Origin of the sequence: Nonomuraea sp. NPDC050310 (assembly GCF_040655795.1) — a bacterium.
GTDB lineage: Bacteria > Actinomycetota > Actinomycetes > Streptosporangiales > Streptosporangiaceae > Nonomuraea.
The window spans coordinates 98,096-120,244 of sequence record NZ_JBFAKP010000008.1 but is presented as its reverse complement, the minus strand read 5'-3'; the positions used below and the strand labels follow the sequence as shown (position 1 = coordinate 120,244).

At 73.7% G+C, this 22,149-nt stretch carries 24 protein-coding genes; 7 read left to right on the top strand and 17 right to left on the bottom strand.

Annotated elements, in window-relative coordinates; all coding sequences use genetic code 11:
* The first annotated feature begins 59 nt into the window (after positions 1-59).
* Positions 60-680 carry an isochorismatase family protein gene (locus AB0I67_RS20965; RefSeq protein WP_357925921.1) on the top strand — a complete coding sequence of 207 codons (621 nt, stop codon included), beginning with the start codon at positions 60-62 and terminating at the stop codon, positions 678-680.
* Here the strand turns inward: AB0I67_RS20965 and AB0I67_RS20960 are convergent.
* Positions 653-1,348 carry an FCD domain-containing protein gene (locus tag AB0I67_RS20960; protein ID WP_357925918.1) on the bottom strand — a complete coding sequence of 232 codons (696 nt, stop codon included), beginning with the start codon at positions 1,346-1,348 and terminating at the stop codon, positions 653-655. The two genes, AB0I67_RS20965 and AB0I67_RS20960, sit on opposite strands and share 28 nt — an antisense overlap.
* 106 nt (positions 1,349-1,454) lie before the next feature.
* On the opposite strand from AB0I67_RS20960, the gene AB0I67_RS20955 reads away from it, so the two are divergent.
* Positions 1,455-2,987, top strand: coding sequence for an AMP-binding protein (locus tag AB0I67_RS20955; protein ID WP_357925915.1), 1,533 nt, complete (start codon positions 1,455-1,457; stop codon positions 2,985-2,987).
* Complete coding sequence (locus tag AB0I67_RS20950) at positions 2,971-4,191, top strand: DUF4437 domain-containing protein (RefSeq protein ID WP_357925912.1); 1,221 nt, start codon at positions 2,971-2,973, stop codon at positions 4,189-4,191. Before AB0I67_RS20955 ends, AB0I67_RS20950 begins: the two co-directional genes overlap by 17 nt.
* Positions 4,192-4,273: 82 nt before the next feature.
* Here the strand turns inward: AB0I67_RS20950 and AB0I67_RS20945 are convergent, their stop codons facing one another.
* Genes AB0I67_RS20945 through AB0I67_RS20935 form a run of 3 tightly spaced genes read right to left on the bottom strand, consistent with a single transcriptional unit; the run spans position 4,274 to position 6,932 of the window.
* Positions 4,274-5,713 carry a dihydroorotase family protein gene (locus AB0I67_RS20945; protein WP_357925909.1) on the bottom strand — a complete coding sequence of 480 codons (1,440 nt, stop codon included), beginning with the start codon at positions 5,711-5,713 and terminating at the stop codon, positions 4,274-4,276.
* Entirely contained in the window at positions 5,655-6,557 is a 903-nt protein-coding gene (locus AB0I67_RS20940; RefSeq protein WP_357925906.1) for an IclR family transcriptional regulator, read from the bottom strand. The genes AB0I67_RS20945 and AB0I67_RS20940 overlap by 59 nt, the downstream gene beginning before the upstream one ends.
* 30 nt (positions 6,558-6,587) lie before the next feature.
* Entirely contained in the window at positions 6,588-6,932 is a 345-nt protein-coding gene (locus AB0I67_RS20935; RefSeq protein ID WP_357925903.1) for a hypothetical protein, read from the bottom strand.
* A 133-nt stretch (positions 6,933-7,065) separates the two neighbouring features.
* On the opposite strand from AB0I67_RS20935, the gene AB0I67_RS20930 reads away from it, so the two are divergent.
* Both AB0I67_RS20930 and AB0I67_RS20925 read left to right on the top strand, forming a co-directional pair.
* Positions 7,066-7,866: a cyclase family protein gene (locus AB0I67_RS20930; protein ID WP_357925900.1), complete on the top strand. Its 801-nt coding sequence runs from the start codon at positions 7,066-7,068 to the stop codon at positions 7,864-7,866.
* A complete protein-coding gene (locus tag AB0I67_RS20925; RefSeq protein WP_357925897.1) occupies positions 7,863-9,302 on the top strand; it encodes an MmgE/PrpD family protein in 1,440 nt (479 codons plus the stop codon). Before AB0I67_RS20930 ends, AB0I67_RS20925 begins: the two co-directional genes overlap by 4 nt.
* Before the next feature lie 15 nt (positions 9,303-9,317).
* On the opposite strand, the gene AB0I67_RS20920 is transcribed toward AB0I67_RS20925, so the two are convergent.
* Genes AB0I67_RS20920 through AB0I67_RS20865 form a run of 12 tightly spaced genes read right to left on the bottom strand, consistent with a single transcriptional unit; the run spans position 9,318 to position 19,097 of the window.
* Complete coding sequence (locus tag AB0I67_RS20920) at positions 9,318-9,869, bottom strand: hypothetical protein (RefSeq protein WP_357925895.1); 552 nt, start codon at positions 9,867-9,869, stop codon at positions 9,318-9,320.
* Complete coding sequence (locus AB0I67_RS20915) at positions 9,866-10,672, bottom strand: CoA ester lyase (RefSeq protein WP_357925892.1); 807 nt, start codon at positions 10,670-10,672, stop codon at positions 9,866-9,868. The genes AB0I67_RS20920 and AB0I67_RS20915 overlap by 4 nt, the downstream gene beginning before the upstream one ends.
* Complete coding sequence (locus AB0I67_RS20910) at positions 10,669-11,823, bottom strand: acyl-CoA dehydrogenase family protein (protein ID WP_357925889.1); 1,155 nt, start codon at positions 11,821-11,823, stop codon at positions 10,669-10,671. The genes AB0I67_RS20915 and AB0I67_RS20910 overlap by 4 nt, the downstream gene beginning before the upstream one ends.
* 1 nt (position 11,824) lies before the next feature.
* Positions 11,825-12,178, bottom strand: a complete 354-nt coding sequence (locus AB0I67_RS20905) for a Zn-ribbon domain-containing OB-fold protein (protein ID WP_357925887.1) — start codon at positions 12,176-12,178, stop codon at positions 11,825-11,827.
* The gene (locus AB0I67_RS20900) at positions 12,175-13,299 is read right to left on the bottom strand and encodes an acetyl-CoA acetyltransferase (RefSeq protein WP_357925885.1); all 1,125 of its coding nucleotides are present in this window, start codon (positions 13,297-13,299) and stop codon (positions 12,175-12,177) included. Before AB0I67_RS20900 ends, AB0I67_RS20905 begins: the two co-directional genes overlap by 4 nt.
* A complete protein-coding gene (locus tag AB0I67_RS20895) occupies positions 13,296-13,673 on the bottom strand; it encodes a MaoC/PaaZ C-terminal domain-containing protein (protein ID WP_357925883.1) in 378 nt (125 codons plus the stop codon). Before AB0I67_RS20895 ends, AB0I67_RS20900 begins: the two co-directional genes overlap by 4 nt.
* Positions 13,664-14,098, bottom strand: coding sequence for a MaoC family dehydratase N-terminal domain-containing protein (locus tag AB0I67_RS20890; RefSeq protein ID WP_357925880.1), 435 nt, complete (start codon positions 14,096-14,098; stop codon positions 13,664-13,666). The genes AB0I67_RS20895 and AB0I67_RS20890 overlap by 10 nt, the downstream gene beginning before the upstream one ends.
* Positions 14,095-15,081, bottom strand: a complete 987-nt coding sequence (locus AB0I67_RS20885) for a RidA family protein (protein WP_357925877.1) — start codon at positions 15,079-15,081, stop codon at positions 14,095-14,097. The genes AB0I67_RS20890 and AB0I67_RS20885 overlap by 4 nt, the downstream gene beginning before the upstream one ends.
* A complete protein-coding gene (locus tag AB0I67_RS20880) occupies positions 15,078-16,403 on the bottom strand; it encodes an MmgE/PrpD family protein (protein ID WP_357925875.1) in 1,326 nt (441 codons plus the stop codon). The genes AB0I67_RS20885 and AB0I67_RS20880 overlap by 4 nt, the downstream gene beginning before the upstream one ends.
* Complete coding sequence (locus tag AB0I67_RS20875) at positions 16,400-17,599, bottom strand: CoA transferase (RefSeq protein ID WP_357925872.1); 1,200 nt, start codon at positions 17,597-17,599, stop codon at positions 16,400-16,402. Before AB0I67_RS20875 ends, AB0I67_RS20880 begins: the two co-directional genes overlap by 4 nt.
* Entirely contained in the window at positions 17,596-18,582 is a 987-nt protein-coding gene (locus AB0I67_RS20870; protein ID WP_357925869.1) for an LLM class flavin-dependent oxidoreductase, read from the bottom strand. The genes AB0I67_RS20875 and AB0I67_RS20870 overlap by 4 nt, the downstream gene beginning before the upstream one ends.
* A complete protein-coding gene (locus tag AB0I67_RS20865) occupies positions 18,579-19,097 on the bottom strand; it encodes a MaoC family dehydratase (protein WP_357925866.1) in 519 nt (172 codons plus the stop codon). Before AB0I67_RS20865 ends, AB0I67_RS20870 begins: the two co-directional genes overlap by 4 nt.
* 175 nt (positions 19,098-19,272) lie before the next feature.
* Here AB0I67_RS20865 and AB0I67_RS20860 point away from each other — a divergent pair, with 175 nt between their 5' ends.
* A complete protein-coding gene (locus AB0I67_RS20860; RefSeq protein ID WP_357925864.1) occupies positions 19,273-19,980 on the top strand; it encodes a hypothetical protein in 708 nt (235 codons plus the stop codon).
* On the opposite strand, the gene AB0I67_RS20855 is transcribed toward AB0I67_RS20860, so the two are convergent.
* Positions 19,975-20,760 carry an IclR family transcriptional regulator gene (locus AB0I67_RS20855; protein ID WP_357925861.1) on the bottom strand — a complete coding sequence of 262 codons (786 nt, stop codon included), beginning with the start codon at positions 20,758-20,760 and terminating at the stop codon, positions 19,975-19,977. The two genes, AB0I67_RS20860 and AB0I67_RS20855, sit on opposite strands and share 6 nt — an antisense overlap.
* Before the next feature lie 106 nt (positions 20,761-20,866).
* On the opposite strand from AB0I67_RS20855, the gene AB0I67_RS20850 reads away from it, so the two are divergent.
* Positions 20,867-22,138 carry a flavin reductase gene (locus AB0I67_RS20850; RefSeq protein ID WP_357925858.1) on the top strand — a complete coding sequence of 424 codons (1,272 nt, stop codon included), beginning with the start codon at positions 20,867-20,869 and terminating at the stop codon, positions 22,136-22,138.
* The last annotated feature ends 11 nt before the right edge of the window (positions 22,139-22,149 follow it).

The window sequence follows — 22,149 nt, the reverse complement described above, 5'->3', positions numbered from 1 at the left end:
CTCCATCGGCTCCTCCGCGCGCAGAACGGACCGGCCGCGTCGCTCTTCCCGGTGTCGCGGTGATCCGGCCCCACGAGGAGGTGTACGGCCGCTCGCTGCCCTTCGGTGAGCGTCCGGCGCTGCTCCTGGTCGACCTCATGCGGGCCTACTTCGAGCCGGGCGAGGAGCTGTTCATCGGCTCCCGCGCCTGCCTGGAGTCGGCCTCGCGGGTGCTGGCCGCCGCGCGGGCGGCAGCCGTACCCGTCCTGCACACGCGGGTGTCCTTCGGCGCGGACGGCCTGGACGGCGGGCTGTTCTTCCGCAAGGTGGCGCCGCTGCGCCACCTGGTCGGCGACGGGCCCCTCGGCCGGCTCATGCCGGAGGTGGCGCCCGCACACGGCGAGCTGGTGATCGTCAAGCAGTACGCCAGCTCCTTCTTCGGCACCACGCTGGCCTCCACCCTGCACGCCCTGCGGGTGGACACGGTGGTGCTGGCCGGGGTCTCCACCAGCGGTTGCGTCCGGGCGACGGCCGTGGACGCGATCCAGCACGGCTTCGTGCCGATCGTGGTACGGCAGGCCGTCGGCGACCGCGACGCGGGTCCGCACGAGGCCGGCCTCTTCGACATCCAGGCCAAGTACGGGGAGGTCTGGGACGAGCCGGACGTGGTCGCTCAGCTCGCCCGGTCGATGGCCAGGTAGGTGGAGCGCAGGTGCTCCAGGTGCGCACCGGCGGCCTCGCTCGCGCCCCGCTCGTCGCCGGCCTCGACGAAGGCCAGGATCTCGCGGTGGTCCCGGTCGACCTCGTGCCAGAACCGGCCGGGCGCCCGCTCGCGCAGGAACCGCTCGTCGAGCACCCGGAAGACCGGCTGGGCGACGACCTCGAGCACCGGATTGCCGGACGAGCGCAGCAGCAGCGTGTGGAAGCGCTTGTTCGGCTCGTGCATCTCCTCGACCGGCAGCGTCGCCGGATCGAAGAGCGCGGCGCGCAGCTCGGCGAGGTCGGCCGGGCTGCGCCGTAGCGCGGCCAGCCCGGCCGCGGGCACCTCCAGCAGCGCGCGGATCTCCAGCAACTGGTCCACGGTGATCCGGGTGTCGGCGGCCAGCAGGTTGAAGCTGGTGTGCAGGTAGTCGCCGATCTGGTCGGGGCGCGGCGTCACCACGAAGCTGCCGCCGCTCACGCCGCGCAGCGTCGCGATGAGGTTCTGGCTGGCCAGCAACCTCAGGGCTTCGCGGACGGTGCTGCGGCTGACGCCGTAGCCGGCCGACAGCTCGGGCTCGACGGGCAGGCGGTCGCCGGGGCGGAACTCCCCGGCGAGGATGCGCTCCCTGAGGCTCGTCGCGAGCCGGTGATAGGCGGGAATGGGCACCCGAGCATCCTAGGCGAAAACGTCAGACTTTCCATTGACGGGCGGCGGGACCACGCGACATCATTTTTGAAATGCCGTTTCACACAGTGGAACAAGAGGTGTTCCGATGCCCCTCCCCCGAGGCGCCTCGCTGTCCATCGCCGGCGGCGTGCGCGAGTTCGGCGCCGCCACCCCTGACGCGATCGCCGTGGTCGACGGCGAGCGGAAACTGAGCTACCGAGGGCTGCGCGACCGCTCCGGACGGCTGGCCAACGTCCTGCTCCGCGCCGGCCTGCGGCCGGGTGAGCGGGTCGCGGTCCTGCTCGGCAACCGCATGGAGTACCCCGAGATCGCCTGCGGCATCGCCGAGGCGGGGCTGGTCATGGTACCGATCGCGCCCCGCCTCACCGCCGCCGAGGCGGCCTACGTCATGGGGCACTCGGGCAGCCGGGCGCTGATCCTGGATCACGCGCTGAGCTCGGTCGCCGCGTCCTGCGCGCCCGGGACCGTGCTGTCGATCGGCGGGACGGGGCTCGGCCCCTCCTACGACGCGATGCTCTCCACCGTCTCCGGCACCGGCCCCCGGATCCCCGTCGACGAGCGCGACCCGTTCTGCGTCGCCTACACCTCCGGCACCACCGGCAGCCCCAAGGGCGTGGTGATCAGCCACCGCTCCAGGGCGCTGACCTTCTACGCCGCGGCCCTGGAGTGGGGCCTGGGCCTCGGGCGGCGCACCATCGCGGTCGCGCCGATGTACCACGGCGCCGGCTTCGCCTTCGGCTACGCGCCCGTCTTCACCGGCGGGACGGTGGCGATGCTCCGCTCCTGGGACCCCGAGCGGCTGCTCGCCATGATCGAGCGCGAACGCGCCCAGTCGGTCTTCCTGGTCCCCACGCACGCCCACGCGATCCGGGCGCTCGGCGAGGCGGCGCTGCGCAAGCACGACCTGTCCTCGCTGGACACGCTCTACTTCAACGCCGCCGCGCTGCCCGGCCCGCTCAAGGAGTGGGTGCTGGACGCCTTCCCCGGCGTCGGCGTGCACGAGCTGTACGGCTCGACCGAGGCGGGGATCGTCGCCAACTGCCGGCCGGCCGACGCCCGCCGCAAGATCGGTTCGGTGGGCCGGCCGTGGTTCATGACCGAGGTGCGCGTCGTGGACGACGACGGCCACGCCGTCGGTCCGGGCGAGCGCGGCGAGCTGTTCAGCCGCTCGCCGTACCTGATGAACGGCTACCTGGACGACCCGGCGGCCACCGCCGCCTGCGTCACCGGCGACGGCTACCTCACCAGCGGCGACATCGTCGTGCGGGACGAGGAGGGCTACATCTCCGTCGTCGACCGCAAGAAGGACATGATCATCTCGGGCGGGGTGAACATCGCGCCGCGCGAGGTGGAGGACGTCATCGCCGCCTTCCCCGGCGTCGCCGAGGTGGCCGTCGTCGGCCTGCCGGACGAGCGGTGGGGCGAGACGGTGGCCGCCTTCGTCGTCACCCTCCCCGGCGCCTCCGTGCCGCCCGGCGCCCTCGACGCGCACTGCCGTACCAGCCTTTCCGGCCCCAAGCTGCCCCGGCGCGTGGAGTTCGTCAGCGCGCTCCCTCGCAACGCCGCGGGCAAGATCCTCAAGCGCACCCTGAAGGAGAGCTATGCGCCCCCACGTTGAGCTGATCCAGGAAGACGACTACGTCTGGCACGGCGCCGAGCTCGTCGGCGGCGAGGGCCGCGCCAGCGAGCGCCGGTTGTCGGTGGACGAGGAGGACGGCTCCTCCTCGCTGCGGATCGACTTCCACACCGGCTGGGGCCGCGGGCCCGGCGTGCACCACGCCGACACCGAGTACTACGTGCTCGAAGGCTCCATGACCTACGGCGGTCGTCGCCTCGGCAAGGGCGGCTACGTGCACGCGCCGAAGGGGGTGCCCATCGAGGCCGTCACCTTCGCCGAGGGCACCCGGATCCTGCACTACCGCGAGTACGGCGACGCCGGGTTCGACCTCGGGGCCACGCGCTGGGACAGCGCCCGCGACGAGGTCATCGTCATCGACAGCGAGGCCATGCGGTGGGACGCCGTGCCCAACCCCGGACCCATGCCGGGCCTGTTCATCAAATACCTGCACGTGGACCCGGTGACCGGCTTCTACACCCGCCTCGTGCACGCCCAGGAGGGCTGGGCCGACCACCGCCTGGCCCACCACCCCTGCTACGAGGAGGCCTACACGGTCCAGGGGCACATGGAGTACAACTTCGGCACGCTCGACCTGGGCACCTACTTCTTCCGCCCGGCCCGGGTCAAGCACGGCCACTTCACCACCATGGAGGGCGGCGCCACCTGGCTGCTGCGCTCCGACGGCGAGCTGCACAACTGGTACACGCAGAACGAGTGGGTCCGCTGGGGCGGCGAAGCGGTCAACTACGGGCCGCGGGGCGGGCGGATGCGCTGGTCGCAGTCCTCGCACGACCTGGCCGCCCGGCCGACCCGGCGCAGCGAGCGCGATCTGGCCGACCTGGCCGCCGCCTGGCGCTTCCAGCACGAGCAGGGCCGGCCGGACGCCGAGTACGTGCAGCACGGCATGGGCACGGACAAGAGCCTCATCGCCATCGCCAAGGCCATGGACGCCGCCCGCCTCCAGGGCGGCCACGACCACGAGCACGGGCACGACCATGACCATGACCATGAGCACGGGCACGGGCACGACTGGGGTGCCGACCCGAGCACCTTGGAGCACCCCGACGAGCGCACCGACGCCAACGCGCACAACTGGGGGCAGGGCAGGGCGTGGAAGCCCGGGGACCCGATCCCCGCGCCGGTCGTCTCCAGCATCCCGGTCCGGAGCCGTTCGCGCGGCCGGTGGGACGGCGACGGCATGTAGCCCACCGGCGGAATGCCCGGCGCCCCGGCGGCACGCATCTCAGCCGAAGGCGGCCGGGGCGCGGGTCAACGGGCCGGACGTGTCACGAGCGCGGAAGATAGGCGCCGCCCGGCGAGCCGACCACCTCGCCGTCCCGGTAGGCGACCCGGCCGCCGACCACGGTGGCCACCGGCCAGCCGGTCACGACGGCGCCCTCGAAGGGGCAGTGGTCCTGCGCCGACAGCAGCAGATCGGTCGTGACCGTCCGGGTCAGCTCCGGGTCGACCACGGTGAGGTCGGCGTCGAAGCCGACCGCGAGGCTGCCCTTGCGTCCCCACAGGTTGTAGGCCTTGGCCGGGTTGGCCGAGGCGATCTCGGCGATCCTGGTCAACGGGATGCCGCGCTTGAGATGTCCCTCGGAGACCAGCACGGGATAGAGCAGGGCGGTGCCGCCGAAGCCGGGCCGGGCCGGCCAGAGCAGGTCGCCCTTGTGCTCCTCCATGCAGCAGGCGTGGTCGGAGGCCACCCAGCTCACCACGCCGTCCCGCACGCCCCGCCAGAGCGCCTCGTTGTGCTCGCGGGTGCGGATGGGCGGGTTGACCTTGCCGCCGAGCCCGCCGCGGGCGTCGAGCTCGTCGTGGTCCAGGCACAGGTGGTGCAGGGTGGTCTCGAAGCGCATGTCCACGTGCCGGTGGAGGTCCCGGGCGGTGGCCGCGGCCGCCAGGGCGTCGGCGCTCGACAGGTGCAGCAGGTTGAGGTTCGTGCCGGTGTGGCCGGCCAGCGTGGTCGCCTCGGCGATCGCGACGCGCTCGGTCAGCGGCGGCCGGGCCTCGCTGTAGGCCCGCAGGTTCTGCGGGGCGCCGCTGCGCTGGACCCGGTCGATGAAGACCCGCATCAGCTCCGACTGCTCGCAGTGCAGCGAGAGCGACAGGCGGACGTCCGGACGGGCGGCCTGCACCGCGGCGAGCTGCTCCATGATCAGGAAGAGGTGGCCGAGGTCGTACTCGTCGCCCATCGTGAACGCCTGGGCGTCCCGGCTGTTGGCGGCCAGGTCGAAGCCCTTGTAGAACATGTAGTACTTGTAGGAGGTGATCCCGTGCTCCTCGACGAGCTGCGGGATCTCGCCGATCTGCTCGACCGTCATCGGCGCCAGGTGGAAGCCGTAGTCGGTGAAGCACCGCCCGGCCACCGCCTCCAGCACCTCGGGGAAGATCTGCTTGTAGGGCCCGGTCCGGTCGAGGTAGTGCTGCCCGGTGCGGAAGTAGGACAGGACGGTCGTGGCCCCGCCGACGAGGGAGGAGCGGGTCTCCTCGAAGGCGTCCAGCGCCATGTCACGGTAGATGCCGATGTGGAAGTGCGCGTCGACGGCGCCCGGCAGCACGATCTTGCCCGTGGCGTCGATGACCTCGGCGGCCTCGGCCGTGCCGATCTCCGAGGCGATGGCGGCGACCCGGCCGCCGGACACGGCCAGGTCCGCGCGGATCTCACCGTGGAAGGGAAGGACGATCAGCCCGCCCTTGACGAGCAGGTCGTAGCGGTGCATCAGGGGATTCCTTTCGATAGCCGAGCTGGGCGGAGAGCCGGTCGGCGGCTTCGAGGAGCGCGGCCGCGCAGGCGTCGGCCTCGCCGATGAAGCGTTCCGCCGGGCCGCAGACGCTGACGACCGCGGCGGGCCGGCCGTGGTGGTCGAGGATGGGGGCGGCGACGGAGGCGGCCCCGCTCTGCCGTTCCGAGACGGACATGGCGTAACCGCGGCGCCGGATGAGCGCCAGTTCGGTGCGCAGCCGGTCGAGGTCGGTGACGGTCGAGGGGGTCAGCCGGGTGAGCGGCTGCTTCAGGTAGTCGTCGATCTCGGCGTCGGCCAGGAACGCCAGGAACGCCTTGGACGACCCGCCGGCGTGCAGGGGGTACGGCACGCCGAGCGAGACCGACATGATCACCTCGCGCTCCGGTGTCACCTGGTCGAGGTAGACCCGGCTGCTGCCGCCCGTGCGGATGGACAGCGTCGCCGTCTCCTGGGTGCGCCGGCTCAGCTCGACGAGCTCGGGGGCGGCCAGGCGCCGCACGTCGATCCGGTCGAGGTAGGCCAGGCCCAGCCGCATCGCGGTCAGCCCCAGCGAGTAGCGCCTGCTCTCCTCGTCGAGCTCGACCAGTCCCCTGGTGCGCAGCGAGGCCAGGACCCGGTGGACGGCCGCCTTGGACATGCCCAGGCTCTCGGCGATCTCCGTCACGCCGAGGGTGAGGGCGCCGGACTCGGCGAACAGGACGAGGACGTCGGCGGCTCGCTCGACCGTGGCGACGGTCTGGCTGCCGACCTCGGTGGCGGCGCGTTCAGACGCGCCGGCGGGCACGCCGGTGGGCACTCTGGCGGGCACTCTGGCAGGCATGGTGGTGGCTCCTCAGGCTCGTGGGTCCCGTCACTCGCGCCGGAATCCGGCGGCGACCGGCGGGTCGGTCATGATCCTCGTGTCGAGGAAATCCCACCACTCCTCCTGCGTGACGCGCTCGGACTCCCACGAGGTGTCGGCCTTCAGCGTGGCCAGGGCGGCCCGGTAGGCGGCCCACGCCGCCTCGTCCTCGAAGGCGGCCCAGTTCTCCAGCGTGTAGACCTCGCCGACCACGCTGTAGTACCAGCGCACCTCCCTGACCATGGGCAGGTCGCGGTAGAACCAGCGTTCGCGCTCCTCCAGCCAGGCCCAGAACGCCTTCATGTCCCTGCGCGCCCGCGGCGACAGTCGCATCCGGTAGACCAGATAGAGCATCGAGGTTTCCCATCCGGTGACATTGTTTCCTTTTGATGGACCGGCTCGCCCACCATGGGTACAGTTTGGAACACCATTCCGTAAATTGGAACACTGGCTCTGGGAGTTGTGCGGTGCAGAACGGAACGCTCCGATGACCCTGTGGAGGGCCGTGGCGGCGGCCAGGATGTTCGATCTGGCACAGCCCATGCGCAAGGGCATGCCGCAGTCGCCGAACCATCCGCCCTTCCGCATGGCGCTCGAACGGCGGCACGGCGACCTGGTCCGCCCCGACGGCGGCTCGGCGGCCAACGAGGTGATCGTCACCGGCGGCCACGTCGGCACCCACGTGGACGCGCCGGCCCACGTCAGCCAGGACGGGCTGCTGCACGGCGGGCGGCCGGCCGCCGAGCTCACCTCGCACGAGGGGTTCGGCTCGCTCGGCATCGACGAGTTCGAGCCCTACGCCGGGCGCTGCGTGCTCCTGGACGTGGCCGCGGCGCACGGGGTGGCGGTCCTGCCCGCCGGCTACGAGATCACCCCCGATGACCTGGAACGGGCCGCCGCCGGGCTGGAGATCCGCGCCGGCGACGCCGTCCTGATCGGCACCGGCTGGTCCCGGCTGTGGGCGGACGGGCCGGCCTTCGTCGGGCACCGGGACGGCGTGCCAGGCCCGGGCGAGCGGGCGGGCCGCTGGCTGGCCGAGCGCGCGCCGCGCCTGGTCGGCGGCGAGAGCATCGCCTTCGAGCACATCGCGCCCGGCCGCGGCCACGCCACCCTCCCCGTGCACCGGATCCTGCTGGTGGAGTCCGGCGTCCACATCGTCGAGACGATGCGCCTGGCCGAGCTGCTCGACAGCGGCGCCCGCGAGTTCCTGCTCGTCCTGGCCCCGCTCCCGATCGTCGGCGCCACCGGCGCGCCCGCCCGCCCGCTCGCCTTCGTGAGCCCGGCATGACGACGCACGTGCAGCGCCTGGCCGCCTTCGCCGCCGGCTGCCGGGACGCCGGCGTGCCCACCGAGGTGCACGACGACGTGATCGGCCGGATCCTCGACGTCCTGGGCAACTGCCTGGCCGCCTACGCCGATCCCGACGCCGCACCCGACGCCGAATCCGGCGGGCCCGGCGAGGGGGCCGCCCCGGCGGTCCTGCGCGCCGTCCGGCGGTGGGGCGGCAGCCCGGAGGCGACCGCGATCGGCAGCGGCGACCGGCTGCCCGCCCCCTCGGCCGCCCTGGTCAACGGCACCCTCGCCCACGCCCTCGACTTCGACGACACCCACCTGCCCTCCGTCCTGCACCCCAGCGCCCCCGTGGTGCCCGCCGCCCTGACCGCCGCCGAGGCCGCAGGCGCGAGCGGGAGCACGCTGATCGCCGCCGTCGCCGCGGGCATCGAGGTGTGCAACCGCCTCGGCATGGCCTCCTACCTGCCCGAGGCCCGCAACTCGCTCTTCTTCGACAAGGGGCAGCACGCCACCTCCATCTGCGGCACGATCGGCGCGGCCGTCGCCGCCGGGCTGGTCTCCGGCCTGGACGCCGGCGGCCTCGCCCACGCCGCCGGCATCGCCGCGAGCATGGGCTCCGGCCTGCTCGAGGCCAACCGCACCGGCGGCAGCGTCAAGCGGGCGCACTGCGGCTGGGCCGCCCACGCCGGGGTGTCGGCCGCCGTCCTGGCCGCCGAAGGGCTGACCGGGCCGCCGACCGTCCTGGAGGGCCGCTTCGGCTTCTTCCAGGCCTGGATCGACGGGCGCTTCGACGCCGGCGCGCTGCTGTCGGGCCTGGGTGAGCGGTGGGAGCTGCTGCGCACCGTCTACAAGCCCTACCCGTCCAACCACTTCACCCATCCGGGCGTCGACTGCGCGCTGGCCCTGCGCGCGCGGGGGCTCGATCCAGCCGGGATCGAGGAGGTCGAGCTGGGGGTGGCCGCTCCGGTGCTGCGCACCATCGCCGAGCCGTACGAGGAGAAGATCCGGCCGCGCACGCCGTACCACGCCAAGTTCTCCGGGCCCTACACCGTCGCCGCCGCGCTGCTGGGCGGGGGCGGGCTCGGGCTCGCGCTCGACGACTTCGTGGAGCTCGATCCGGCCCGGCTGGCGCTGGCGGCCCGGGTGCGGTGCGTGGCCGACGAGCGGGCCTCCGAGCTGTTCCCGCGCTCGTTCGCCGCCGTGCTCCGGGTACGGCTGGCCGACGGCTCGATGCTGGAGCACCGGGTGGACTCCTCGCGGGGCGGCCCCGAGCACCCGCTGTCGCGGGCGGAGCAGGCCCTGAAGTTCCGCGCCAGCGCCGGGCGCGCGCTGGCGCCGGATCAGGTCGAGGCGCTGATCGAGGCCGCCGGGCGGCTGCCGGACCGCGACGGCGTGGCGAGCCTGGCCCGCCTCACCGTCGTCCCGCGCTGAGGACGACGACCGGGCTCAGCGCCGCCGGAGCAGGAGCCGCCCGGACGGCGGCTCCCGCCCGGCCTCCAGCAGCCCCCACCGGCGTTCCGTCAGCGCGAGCACCTCGACGTCAGCGTCAGGTACGGCAGGCGGACGCTCGTGCAGGACGGTGCCCGCCAGCAGTTCGAGCCCGCCGGGCGGGACCGCGACCGACCCCAGCCGGACCCGCCTCGGCGGCACAGGCGACGGGCCGTCACCCGCCACCCATTTGGGCGGCCCGTCGAAGCACGCCAGCGCCAACGCCCCTGAGGGGGTGGCGGACTCGAACCTGGGCGCTCCGGCGGGCAGCCAGCCCCAGTCGCCGGGCAGGTAGCCGACCCCGGAGACCCGCAGCTCGCCCTCGAACACCACGAACTCCTCCCCGGCCAGGTAGTGCCCGCGCCCGGGCCTGGTCCAGCCGGGCGGAAAGCGCACCAGCGACACCGACCCGCCGTCGCCGTCCAGGCTCAACCGGGCCAGCCGGACCGGGACGGTGGAGCCCGGCAGGACGTACTCCCGGTCGAGCAGGCCATCGTCGAGACCGATCACGACAACAGCCGCCGAGCCTGGCGGACGACCGCCTCGTCGACCATCCGCCCCGCCTCGTCCAGCACCACACCCGCTTCCGCCGCCTCGAAGCGGGCGATCAGCGCGCGGGCCCGGTCGACCTCCTCGGCGGCCGGGGTGAACACCTCGTTGACCACCGCGACCTGCGCCGGATGGATGCAGGCCCGGCCGCGGAAGCCCAGGCGCCGCAGCGCCTCGGTCGAGGCCCGCAGGCGATCCAGGTCGCGGAAGTCGGGGCTGACCGCGCCGAGCGGCGGGCCGATCCGGGCGGCGGCGCCGGCCGCGACCACCTGCGAGCGCGCCCACAGCAGCTCGCGCTCGTCCGGTCCCGGCTCGATGCCCAGGTCGACCCGCAGGTCGGCCTCGCCGAGCTGGAGCCTGCGCACCCGGGGCGCCCGGGCGATCTCCACGGCGGCCAGGACGGCGGCCCCGCTCTCCAGGAGCGGGCAGAGCCCGATCCAGGGGGCGTCGTCCAGCAGCGCGGCGAGCGCGACCAGCTCGGCGGCCGATTCGGTCTTGGCCACGCACACGCCCGTGACCGTCGGCAACGCCACGGCCCGCAGGTCGGCGTGCCCGGGTTCGCCGGGGTTGATCCGCACCCAGATCTCGCAGCCGGGATCGGCGGGCAACGCGCGCAGCCAGTCCGCGACCTCCGCGCGGGCCCGGGCCTTGGCCGCGGGCGCGACCGCGTCCTCCAGGTCGACGATCAGCGCGTCGGCGCCGCGTTCCAGCGCTTTGGCCAGCTTGGCCGGCTGGTCCCCCGGAACGTACAGGGCCGACCTCACCAGCCCACCCTGCCCTTGCCCGACAGCAGCGAGCGGGCGATGACCGTGCGCAGCACGTCGTTGGTGCCCTCACCGATCGCCATGAGCGGCGCGTCGCGGTAGAGCCGCTCGACGACGTACTCCTGCGAGTAGCCGTACCCGCCGTGGATGCGCATCGCCTCCAGCGACGCCCTGATCGCGGTCTCGGAGGCGAAGTACTTGGCCATCCCCGCCTCCATGTCGGCCCGGCCGCCGGCGTCGGCGCGGGCGGCGGCCCAGTAGGTGAGCAGGCGGGCCGCCTGGATCTCGGTGGCCAGGTCGGCGAGCTTGAGCTGGATGGCCTGGAAGCCGGCGATCGGCCGGCCGAAGGCGGTGCGCTCACGCGAGTAGGCCAGCGCCGCGTCGTAGGCGGCCTGGGCGATGCCGACCGCGCGGGCGGCGACGTTGATCCGGCCGCTCTCCAGCCCGGACAGCACCTGCTGCAGCCCCCGGCCTTCGACGCCGCCGAGCAGGTTCGCGACCGGGACGCGCACGTCGTCCAGCACGACCTCGCACGTCTCGGTGCCCTTGTAGCCGAGTTTGGGCAGGTCCCGGCTGACGGTGAAGCCGTCCTCGACGAGCAGGACGGACATGCCCCGGTGGGCGGGCTCGGTGACCGAGGTCTTGACCAGGACGGGCAGGGGGCTGGCGTGGCGCGCGTTGGTGATCCACGTCTTGGTGCCGCGCACGACGTAGTGGTCGCCGTCGCGGCGGGCGGTGGTGGTGATGCCCTGCAGGTCGGTGCCCGCGCCGGGCTCGGTGAGGGCGATGCCGCTGCGGCGCGCGCCGGTGGCCAGGTCGGGCAGGTAGGCCGCCTTCTGCTCGGGCGTGCCGTACCGGGCGATCATCCGGCACGACAGCGTGTGCGAGCCGAGCACGCCGGCCACGCCCATCCAGCCGCGCGCGATCTCCTCGAAGACCAGGGCGAAGGAGACCAGGTCCGCGCCCAGCCCGCCGTACTCCTCCGGCACGGTCAGCCCGAACAGGCCCATCAGCTTCATCTTGTCGACGATCTCGGTGGGGTAGCGGCCGGTGCGCTCCCACTCGCCCGCGACCGGGACGATCTCCTTGTCGACGAACGCGCGCAACGTCTCGCGGAAGGCGCGCTGATCGTCGTCCAGCTCGAAGTCCATCTCACTCCTTCTCGAAGACGGGCAGGCGGCGGCCGTCGTCCAGGGCGCGCCAGGCCAGCCGGACCCGCTGGTCGCAGTGCCAGCCGGCGTCGCCGACCAGGTTGGTCAGCAGGATCGGCCCCTCGTCCAGGCGGACGCGGGCCACGACGTACGGCGGCCGGTGGCCGGGCGAGGGGGCGCGGTGGACGACGGTGAAGGAGTCCACCACGCCGCGCCCGGCCGACTCCTGCCAGCCGAGGTCCGTGCCGCCGCAGGCCGTGCAGAGCGCGCGGGGGTAGTGCTGCAGGTGGCCGCAGGCCCGGCAGCGCTGAAGGAGCAGCCGGCCCTCCCCGGCGGCCGCCCACCAGGGGGTCATCGGTCGGCTCCCAGCAGGACGGTGGCGTGGGTGGAGAAGATGCCGCCCGTGCCGTGGGCCAGCGCGATCTCCGCCCCGGCGACCTGGCGGGGGCCGCACTCGCCGCGGAGCTGGCGGACCGCTTCGACCAGCAGCAGCAGGCCGTACATGCCGGGGTGGCAGTAGGACAGCCCGCCTCCGTTGGTGTTGTACGGCAGGGCCCGGCTGCGCACGAGGTCACCCGCCTCCCCCGGGCCGCAGAAGCCCAGCGCCTCCAGGGTGAGCAGGACGGTGATGGTGAAGGAGTCGTAGAGCTGCGCCACGTCCACGTCGCGGGGCCGCAGCCCCGCCATGGCGAAGGCGCGGCGGCCCGACTCGATCGAACCGGGGCGCAGCAGGTCGTCGGCGGTGGCCATGCCGGTGTGGGTGGTGGCCTCGCCGTACCCGAGCACCACGACGGGCGGGCGGCGCAGGTCGCGCGCGCGCTCGAGGCTGGTCAGCACGATCGCGCCGCCGCCGTCGGTGACCAGGCAGCAGTCGGCGACGGTCAGCGGCGAGGAGACCATGGGCGACGCGAGCACGTCCTCGACGGTCAGCGGCCCGGCGCCGTGGCGGTAGGCCCTGGGGTTGAGCAGCGCCCACTCGCGGGCGGCGACGGCGACCTCGGCCAGGTCCTCCCGCCCGGCGCCGTGGACGTGCAGGTAGCGCTGGGCGGCCATCGCGTAGTACGAGATCGGGTAGAGCGGGCCGTACGGGGCCTCGAACTCCGCCTCCGGCGTGTGCGGCTCCAGCACCCCGGCCAGCGAGCGGGAGCGCGCGCTGCGCTGGTCGGAGCCGTAGGAGATCAGGACGGTCGTGCACTGCCCGGCCTCGATCGCCTGCGCGGCCCTGGCCACGTACATCTCGAACGCCGAGCCTCCGGCGAAGGTGGAGTCGCTCCAGGAGGGCCGGATGCCGAGGTAGTCGGCCACCTGGGTGGCCGAGAAGCGGGAGACGCCGGCGGTGGCCAGGCCGTCCACGTCGGCGAGGCCGAGCCCGGCGTCGGCCAGGGCGCCGGTGACCGCCTGGGTCTGCAGCTCCATGATGGAGCGGCCGGTCACGCCCAGGTCGGACTCGGCGGCCCCGGCGATGGCGACCGTCATGCGGGCACCACCGTGGCTCCGGCGGGGGCGACCGCGACGCGGCCCGGCTCGCCTCCGGCGCCGACCACCACGACCTGCTGCTCGACGGTGATCACCCCGCCGGCGCGGCTGAGCACCCGGCCGGTGCAGCGGACCGTCTCCCCGGCGAAGACCATGCTGCGGAAGCGGAAGTGCAGGCGGGTGAGGCGGTGGCCGGGGCCGAGCCAGTCCTGGAGCTGTTCGGCCAGCAGGGCGCCGAAGAGCTGGCCGTCCACCACCGGGCGGTCGAGGCCTTCGGGGGCGTAGTGCAGCCGGTGCCAGTCCCAGGTCGCCCCGGCGTAGGCGATCATGTCGGGGAGCTCGATGCGGCGCTCCAGCGGCGGGATCAGATCCACACCAGCACCTCCTCGTTGACGGCCAGCAGCTCGCCGTGCTGGTTGGTGTAGGTGGCGCGGGAGGTGACGAAGACCTTGCCCGCCTTCTCCTCGACCCGCTCGATCCGCCAGGTCGCGGTGATCACGTCGCCGGGCCGGACCGGCTGGTGGAACTCGTAGCTGTTGCCGCCCCTGACCTGGCGGCGGCCGGGCAGGTCCAGCGGCCAGCGGTGGGCGGTGGAGCCGTCCTCGTCCCTGGGCAGGCCGGTGTACTGGTTGGTCTCGCAGATGAGGGTGGGCGGGGCGATCACGCCGGCGTAGCCGTGCTCGCGGGCGTAGTCCTCGTCGGTGTAGAGCGGGTTGTCGTCGCCGACCGCCTGGGCGAAGTAGCGGATGGCGGCCCGGCCGAGCTCCTCCGGGGCGGTGTAGCTGACCTCGTCGCTCACGGGAACACCGCCGTGGGGACGACCTCGATCAGGAACTCCGGGCGCAGCAGGGCCGAGCAGACCACGGAGGTGAGGGCGGGCGCGCCGGGGAAGTAGCGTTCGCGGATCGCCGCGATGCCCGGATATCTCGCGACGCCGTCGGGGGTGACGTACTCGACGAGGCGCACCACGGACTCCCCGCCCAGCCCCGCCTCGCGCAGGACCGCGGCGATCGCCGCGTAGGTGAACTCCGCCTGCGCCTCGAGGTCGCCGGCGAAGAGGGCCCGTTGCGTGGCCGGCTCCAGCGCCCCGAACCCCGACATGAACAGCGTGTCGCCCGCGACCACGCCGGGCTTGTAGGTCAGCGTCTCGTAGCGCCGCCAGCCCGGGTTCACCGCGCGCAGCGGCCGCCGGGAGGCCACCGCGTCGAGCCAGGCCATCGCGCCGGGCACCGGAGGACGGTCCACCAGGATGCCCGCCGCGCCGGGATGCACCGGCCGCCCGTCTGTGCCGGTGCCGCCGAGCAGCTCGCGGCGGGGACGGCCGCAGCGGGGGTAGTCGGCGCGGGTGGCGGTGGCGGTGTAGTCGGTCGTGCGCACCAGCGCCTCCAGGCCGGTTCCGGCCGCTTTCAGCAGCTCGCCGGCGACCTCCAGGCAGGAGCGGTACTGCTCGCCGAAGCCCGCCGTCAGGTCGGCGGGCAGGATGCCGGGCAGGTAGACGATCTCGTCGGCGACGGTGACGACGCCGTGCGGGGTGGGGATGCGTTCGCCGCCGCCCGGCCAGGCGGTCAGCTCGACCGCGGCCGTCCCGTCCAGCAGGCCCTCGACCGTCACCGTGGAGACGGTCACGCCGGCCGGGGCGCGGGCCGCCGCCGGTTCGGTCACGTACTGCACGACCTGGACGAGGTCGTCCTCGGACAGGCCGGTCTCCGCCAGCTCGCTCAGGGCCCGGGCGTAGGCCTCCTGCGCGCCGGCGCCGGTCACGGCCGGCAGCCTCACGGTCATGCGATCAACTCCTGGATCAGGGGCTGGAGGGTGGACAGGCCCGGCAGGTTCAGGACGAGTCCGGCCGCGCGCTCGCTCAGCCCGTTGCCGAGGGCCTTGGCGCGGACCTGCTCGGCCGGATCCGGCGAGAGGGGCGGGGACTCGGCCACGGCCGAGGTCCCGTCGGCGAACCGGACGCGCAGCCGTCCCGGCTGGTCGGCGGCGACGCCGGGGAAGGGCGTCACCTCGTGCCGGACCTTCGCGGCCAGCGCCGCGACCTCCGGCCGGTCGACGTCGGCGTAGGTGCGCACGGTGACCTCGCCGTCGACGAGCATCGCGGCGACGCTCCACGGCAGGCTGAACTTCGCCTCGTACGGCGTGCGCACCCGGTCCTTGCCCGGCCCGCAGACGATCGGCGCGGCGTCCGGGTGCACCTCGGCGGTGATCTCGGCGATCTCCCCGGCGTCCGTCTTCAAGGTGCGGGCGGCGTCGAGGCTGGCGCGCAGGAGCCGGCAGGCCGGGTACGGCTTGACGCCGATCCGGGTGACCTCCCAGCGCTCGCCCAGCCCGGTGATCGGGTCGAGGCCGGGCCGGCCGAGCAGGGCGCCGTACAGGCCGTGGGCCCCCTCCAGCACGCTGGCGGGACCGGAGGCTCCGGCGCGGGCCAGCCGGGCGGCCATGATCCCGGCCTGCGCGGCGAAGCCGGGGTGCAACTGCTTGGTGGAGGCGCCGGTGTGCAGGAACTCCAGCAGCCCGCCCGCCTGGCTCCCGGCGATGCCGAGCGCGTCCACGCACTGGGCGTGGCTCAGGCCGTAGAGCCGGGCGGCGACCAGCGCCGCGGCGAACACCCCGCAGACCGCCGTGGCGTGCAGGCCGCGCGCGTGGAAGCCGTGCGGTACGGCGGCGCCCAGCCGGCAGATCGTCTCGTAGCCGGTCAGCGCCGCGATCAGCACCTCCGCGCCGGCGGCCCCGGTCTCCTCGCCCACGGCGAAGGCGACCGGCAGCACCGGCGCGGTCGCGTGCACGAGGCCGCCGGCGTGGGTGTCGTCGAAGTCGAGCGCGTGCACGAGCGTGCCGTTGGCCAGCGCGGCGGCGGGCGCCCCCACCCGCCACGGCGTGCCGAGGATCGTCGCCTCCGGGGGGCCGCCCAGGTCCCGCGCGACCCGGACCGCGGGCAGGCCGGTCCCGGCGGCGACGGCGCAGCCCAGCCCGTCCAGCAGGTGCCGCAGCGCCGCCTCGCGGGCTGGTCGCGGCACCTGCTCCAGGGTCAGGCCCAGGGCCCATCCGGCCAGCCGGGCCGCGGCCGTCGGCGACGTCGGCGGTCCCGCCGGCGCGGCCGTCATCGTGGCGCTCCGAAGGCGCCGGCCGCCGCCAGGGCGCCGATTCGCTCGGCCGAGTAGCCGAGCAGGCCGCCGACGACCTCCTCGAAGTGCTCGCCCCGCTGCGGGGCCCGGCGGTGCTCGACCGGCTCGGCGCCCACCCGCACCGGGGAGACGAGCTGGCGCACCCGGCCGTAGCGCGGGTGCTCGACCTCGGCGATCAGGCCGCGGGCCGCGGTGTGCTCCTCGGCGAGGGCCTGCGCCACGTCGTTGACCGGTCCGCACGGGATGCCCGCCGGGGCCAGCACCGCCAGCCATTCGGCCACGGTCCTGGTCCGGAAGACCTCGGCCAGCCGGGGCAGCAGTTCCGCGGCGAACTCGCGGCGCAGCGCGAAGGTGGCGTAGCGCGGCTCATCGGCGAACTCCGGCCCCAGGATGGCGGCCAGCCGCTGCCAGAACTTCTCCTTCGCGCAGCCCACCACCAGCCAGCCGTCCTCGGCGGCGAAGTTCTGGAACGGCACCAGGGAGGGGTGGGCGGAGCCGGGCAGGCGGGCGGGCCGGTAGCCGGTGTTGAGCGCCCACGTGCCGACGTAACTGAGCATGCTCACCGCGGTGTCGTACAGCGACAGGTCGCAGTCCGTGCCCACGCCGTCGCGCCGGGCCGCGTGCAGGGCCGCCAGCAGGGCGATCGCCGCCACGAAGCCGCCGGAGTAGTCCACCAGGGACAGGCCGGACTTGGTGGGCGGGCCGCCGGGGTCGCCGGTGAGCTCCATCCAGCCGGCCAGCCCCTGCAGGATGTAGTCGTAGCCGGGTTCGGCGGCGCGCGGGCCGGTCATGCCGAAGCCGGTCAGCGAGCAGCACACGATCGCCGGGTTGAGGTGCTTGAGGTCGTCGTAGGTCAGGCGCATCCTGGCCGGGACGTCGCCGCGCAGGTTGGAGTAGACCGCGTCGGCGTGCCGTACCAGGTCTTCGAAGACCTCGCGCCCGGCGGGCGTCGCGAGGTCCAGGGAGATCGACTTCTTGTTGCGGTTGAACGTCTCGAAGAACAGCGAGTCCTCGCCCTCGGTGTAGGGCGGCACGTAGCGGCCGACGTCGCCGCCGGCGCGCGGGTCCTCGATCTTGATGATCTCGGCGCCGAGGTCGGCCAGGTGCACCGTGCCGAAGGGGCCGGCGCCGTACTGCTCCAGGCTGACGACCCGGACGTCCTGCAACGGTCTCATGCGGTCAGCTCCCTGATCAGGGTGATGATGCGGGCCTGGTTCTCGCGGATCTGCGCGGGGCTGTTGCCGTACACCGCGGGCGTGAGCTTGATCGTGTCGGCGAGGCCGGCGTACTCGGCGATCCTGGCGGCCACCTGCTCCGGCGTGCCGGTGAGCGCCAGGGGCTCCACCATGCGGCCGGGCACCTCCGCGGCGCGGCCGGAGCGGAAGGCCTCGACCACGCGGGCGTGCTCGGCGGCCAGGCCGTGGAAGGCGAAGAAGTCGCGGTAGGTGGCGACCGAGGCGTAGAAGGCGAGCACGCCGGCGGCGCGTTCGCGGGCGAGGGCGGGATCGGGGTCGATGGAGCAGCAGCCGGAGACCACGACGTCGAAGCCGTCGGGGCGGCCGGCGAGGTTGGGCAGCACGTGCTCGCGCAGGTAGGCGGGCGAGCACAGCTCGTGCGAGATCCATCCGTCGGCGATCCGCGCGGCCAGCCGGGTGAGCTGGGGTCCGACCGCGGCCAGGTAGATCGGGATCCGGGTGCGCACCGGCTGGTACGGCCGGCGGAAGCCGCGCACGCTGAGGCGCTGCCAATCGCCCCGGTACTCCAGCGGCTCCCCGGTGTGCGAGCCGGCGACGATGGTCCTGATCACCTCGACGGTCTCGCGGAGCTGGGCCAGGGGTTTGTCCCAGCGGGCGTTGTGCCAGTTCTCGTTGAGCCGCCTGGCCCCGGAGCCGAGCCCGAGGACGAACCGGCCGCCGGTCAGCTCGTCGAGGTCGAGGGCCTCCAGCGCGGTGACCATCGGGCTGCGGGTGAAGGCGAGCGCGATGGCGGTGCCGACGCCCGCCCGGGTGGTGGCCGAGGCCACCGCGGCGGCGCTGACGGTGGCACTGCGGTGCAGTTCGGGCAGCCAGATCAGCTCCGCGCCCGCCTCCTCGGCGGCTCTGGCCGCCGAGGTCAGCTCGGCCAGGGTCTCGCCCCACGGCCCGTAGGTGATTCTCATGCGGTCAGGGGCCCGGTCTTGGCCTGCGGGAAGTAGCCCTTGTCGTGGGGGGCGTCGCGCCGGTAGACCATGACGGTCCGCCGCCACGACATGATCTCGTCGCCGTCCTGGTTGAGTCCCCGGGTGCGGCAGGAGACGATCCCGGCGTAGGCCCGCGAGGCGGATTCACGCTTGGCCAGGACGAGCGACTCGGCGTAGATCGTGTCGCCGACGAAGACCGGGTGGGTGAGCTTGATCTCCTCCCAGCCGAGGTTGACGACGGCCGTCTGGCTCATGTCCATGACCGACAGCCCGAGGACCACGGCGACGGTCAGGCCGGAGTTGGCGATGATCCTGCCGTAGGGGGCGCGCTCGGCGAAGTGGGCGTTGAAGTGGTTCTGGTTGGTGTTCATGGTCAGCAACGTGAACCAGGTGTTGTCCGCTTCGGTGATGGTGCGGCCGAGCGGGTGCTGGTGAATGTCGCCGACCGTGAAGTCCTCGAAGTAGCGGCCGATGGCTGCCTCGTGCACGGTCACGGGGACTCCCAGGGATCGTGAAACGTCAGACCATTCACGCTAAGGGTCTGACGTTTTCGGGGTCAATCCTTGCGTGGCCTCATGTTCCAATTTGTGGAACATCGTTTCAAGCTACCTCTTCCTGCTCTGTTTCCGAGAGGGTAACTTCGTTTCCATCTCATCGGAGAGGAGCGACGTGGGACCTCATCCGCACGGCTGGTGGATCGTGCTCCACCTGGTGCTGTTCGTCTTCTGGCTCGGCGGGGACCTGGGCGTCTTCTACGCCAGCCGGTACGTGCTCGACCCCGCCCTGGGACCGGAGGCCCGCACGACGGCAGTGAAGATCATGAGCGGGCTCGACCTGGGACCGAAGATCTGCCTGGTGCTCTTCCTGCCCAGCGGGTTCACGCTGATGGCGCTGGAACCCCACGGCGCCGAGCTCTTCGGTGTCGCGCTGTTCCCGTGGTGGTCGGTGCTGGCGGTGTGGGCGTTCGCGCTCGGCTGGCTCGCGCTGACGGTGCGGGACCACCACGCGCCCGGGCGGCATCCGCTGGTCAGACGGGCCGACTGGACGATCAGGCTGGGGCTGATCGCCGCGATCACCGGGGCGGCGGCCTACACGCTGATCGCCGAGCGCCCGTTCGGGGTCACGACCGACCCGCGCTGGCTGGGGGGCAAGCTGGCGCTCTACGCCCTGACGATCGCGGCGGGGCTGGGCATCCGGCTCAAGCTCAGAGGCTTCGGGCCGGCTTTCGGCGCCCTGGCCGCCTCCGGCTCGACGCCGGAGGTGGAGGGGAAGCTGCGCGCCTCGGTCGACGGCTGCCTGCCGTACGTCTGGGCGATCTGGGCCGGTGTGCTCGCGGCGGCGGTGCTGGGCGTGCTCAAACCCGGCGCCGCCCTATGACGGGCGGTGGCCGAGCTGGGCCGACAGCCGCGCGGCGGCCTCGAGGAGCGTCGCCGCCGTCTCCTGCGCCGACGGCTTGAAGCGGGCGCTCGGCCCGGCCACGCTCACCGAGGCGATCACCAGGCCGTCGTGGTCGAAGATCGGCGCCGCCGCCGAGGCGGCGCCCTCCTGGCGCTCGCCCAGGGAGGTGGCGTAGCCGCGCTTGCGCACCGCGGCGAGCTCGGCGCGCAGCTTGCCGGGGTCGGTGATGGTCTTGGCCGTCAGCGGCTCCAGCTTGTGCCTGGCCAGGAAGGCCTCGATCTCCGGCTCGCGCAGGAAGGCGAGGATGGCCTTGGAGGAGCTGCCCGCGTACAGCGGGTACGGGATGCCCAGCGAGACCTCCATGCGCAGCTCCTGGGCGGGGACCACCTGGTCCACGTACAGCCGCGTGTCACCGCGCCGCACCGACAGGGTCGCCGTCTCGCCGGTGCGCGCCGACAGCAGCCGGAGCTCGGGGCCGGCCATCGCCCGCAGGTCGGTCCGGGCCAGGTAGGCCCGGCCGAGCGCGATCGCGGCGTGCCCCAGGGAGTAGCGGCGCGAGACCGGATCCAGCGCGATCAGCTCGCGGCTGCGCAGGGCGGTGAGGATGCGGTGCACCGCCGCCTTGGTCAGGTCGAGCTCGGTGGCGATCTCGGTCACCCCGAGGTCAGGCCGGGGACTCCGGCCGAACAGCAGCAAGACGTCCATCGCCCGCTCCACCGAGGCGATGGATCTGCTCTGACTCTCCGTCTCGACGCTCACGAGGCCAGTGTATTTCGCTGAGGGAAACATCGTCACATTGACATGAAAATGGCCAGCCGTTACCTTCAGCGTTACAGCGTTTCCATTGAAGAAACAGCGAGGTGTCGTGGAAACGGACTTCCGGGCGGTCATGGCCCAGTGGCCCAGCGGGGTGGTGATCGTCACCACCGGCGCCGCGGGCCACTGGCACGGCATGACGGCCAGCGCCTTCTCCAGCGTGAGCCTCGACCCGCCCATGGTGCTCGTCTGTCTGGCCCGCGGCACCAGGACGCACCACCTCGTCGGCGAGCACGGCGGCTTCGCGGTCAGCATCCTCGGCAAGGACCAGGCCGCGCTCGGCCGCCGCTTCGCCGGCCACCACCCCGACCACTTCGCCGGCCACGCCTGGACCACCGCGCTGACCGGGGCGCCGGTGCTGGGCGACGCCGTCGGCTGGCTCGACTGCCGGGTCGCGCACGCCTACCCGGGCGGCGACCACACCATCTTCGTCGGCGAGGTGCTCGCCTCCGCCACGCCGCGGCGGGTGGCGCCGGTGCTGTTCCACTCGCGCACCTGGAGCCACCTGGCCGATCCGCTCCCCGACCGCATCTCCGTCGCCGACACCGGCCTGCTCGCCGCCCTGCGTGGCAGGGGGGTCGAGGCCACGCCGCTGGCGCGGCTGCTGCGGGGGGCGGGCATGCGGGTACGGCTGGCCGGGCCGTGGAACGATCCGGCCCGCCGTACCGATGCCGGGCAGGAGCTCGACCCGGCCACCGCCTCGGCGCTGGTCGACCGGCCCGGCCAGATCGGCGCCGTGGTCAAGGCGGGAGCGGGCGTCGTGGAGTTCGTGGCCGGACGGCCCGGCCCCGCACCGCCGCGGGCAGATGCCGCGACCGCACCCGCAGAAGGCGGCGAGGACGCGGAGGCCCGGGTGGTCGAGGCCGCGCGGCGGGCCGGCCTGGCCACGGTGGCGCACCTGCCCGACTCCTTCGCCGGCGGCGACGGCGTGACCTCGGCGATCGCGCGCCTCGCCGCGCTCGGCTGCGACGAGATCGCCCTGGAGGAGGGCGGCTCGCCCGCCACCCCCATCGGCGTCCGGCGCCTGCTGCAGGACGCCTCGGCCGCCGCGGGCGGGACGAGCCTGCGCGTCGGTCTCCGCGAACGGCACGGCATCGGCCTGGTCAACGCCCTGGTGGCGATGAAGAGCGGGGTGTGGCAGTTCGACACGACGCTCGGCGGGGTGGACGGCGCCCTGCCCGCCGAGGACGTGCTGTTCCTGGCCGGCGAGCTGGAGGTGGACAGCGCCGTCGACCGGGCCGCGCTGGTCGCCGGCGCGGCCGAGCTGGAGAGCTCCTGGGGTTCCGCCCTGCCCGGACGGACCTACCGATTCGCCTGCTGAAGGGGATTGAG

What these genes read in the sequence shown, in the direction of transcription:
- AB0I67_RS20955 (WP_357925915.1), top strand. Translation starts at nt 1,455, where the DNA reads ATGCCCCTCCCCCGAGGCGCCTCGCTGTCCATCGCCGGCGGCGTGCGC.
- AB0I67_RS20950 (WP_357925912.1), top strand. Translation starts at nt 2,971, where the DNA reads ATGCGCCCCCACGTTGAGCTGATCCAGGAAGACGACTACGTCTGGCAC.
- AB0I67_RS20945 (WP_357925909.1), bottom strand. Translation starts at nt 5,713, where the DNA reads ATGCACCGCTACGACCTGCTCGTCAAGGGCGGGCTGATCGTCCTTCCC.
- AB0I67_RS20940 (WP_357925906.1), bottom strand. Translation starts at nt 6,557, where the DNA reads ATGCCTGCCAGAGTGCCCGCCAGAGTGCCCACCGGCGTGCCCGCCGGC.
- AB0I67_RS20935 (WP_357925903.1), bottom strand. Translation starts at nt 6,932, where the DNA reads ATGCTCTATCTGGTCTACCGGATGCGACTGTCGCCGCGGGCGCGCAGG.
- AB0I67_RS20930 (WP_357925900.1), top strand. Translation starts at nt 7,066, where the DNA reads ATGACCCTGTGGAGGGCCGTGGCGGCGGCCAGGATGTTCGATCTGGCA.
- AB0I67_RS20925 (WP_357925897.1), top strand. Translation starts at nt 7,863, where the DNA reads ATGACGACGCACGTGCAGCGCCTGGCCGCCTTCGCCGCCGGCTGCCGG.
- AB0I67_RS20910 (WP_357925889.1), bottom strand. Translation starts at nt 11,823, where the DNA reads ATGGACTTCGAGCTGGACGACGATCAGCGCGCCTTCCGCGAGACGTTG.
- AB0I67_RS20905 (WP_357925887.1), bottom strand. Translation starts at nt 12,178, where the DNA reads ATGACCCCCTGGTGGGCGGCCGCCGGGGAGGGCCGGCTGCTCCTTCAG.
- AB0I67_RS20900 (WP_357925885.1), bottom strand. Translation starts at nt 13,299, where the DNA reads ATGACGGTCGCCATCGCCGGGGCCGCCGAGTCCGACCTGGGCGTGACC.
- AB0I67_RS20885 (WP_357925877.1), bottom strand. Translation starts at nt 15,081, where the DNA reads ATGACCGTGAGGCTGCCGGCCGTGACCGGCGCCGGCGCGCAGGAGGCC.
- AB0I67_RS20880 (WP_357925875.1), bottom strand. Translation starts at nt 16,403, where the DNA reads ATGACGGCCGCGCCGGCGGGACCGCCGACGTCGCCGACGGCCGCGGCC.
- AB0I67_RS20875 (WP_357925872.1), bottom strand. Translation starts at nt 17,599, where the DNA reads ATGAGACCGTTGCAGGACGTCCGGGTCGTCAGCCTGGAGCAGTACGGC.
- AB0I67_RS20870 (WP_357925869.1), bottom strand. Translation starts at nt 18,582, where the DNA reads ATGAGAATCACCTACGGGCCGTGGGGCGAGACCCTGGCCGAGCTGACC.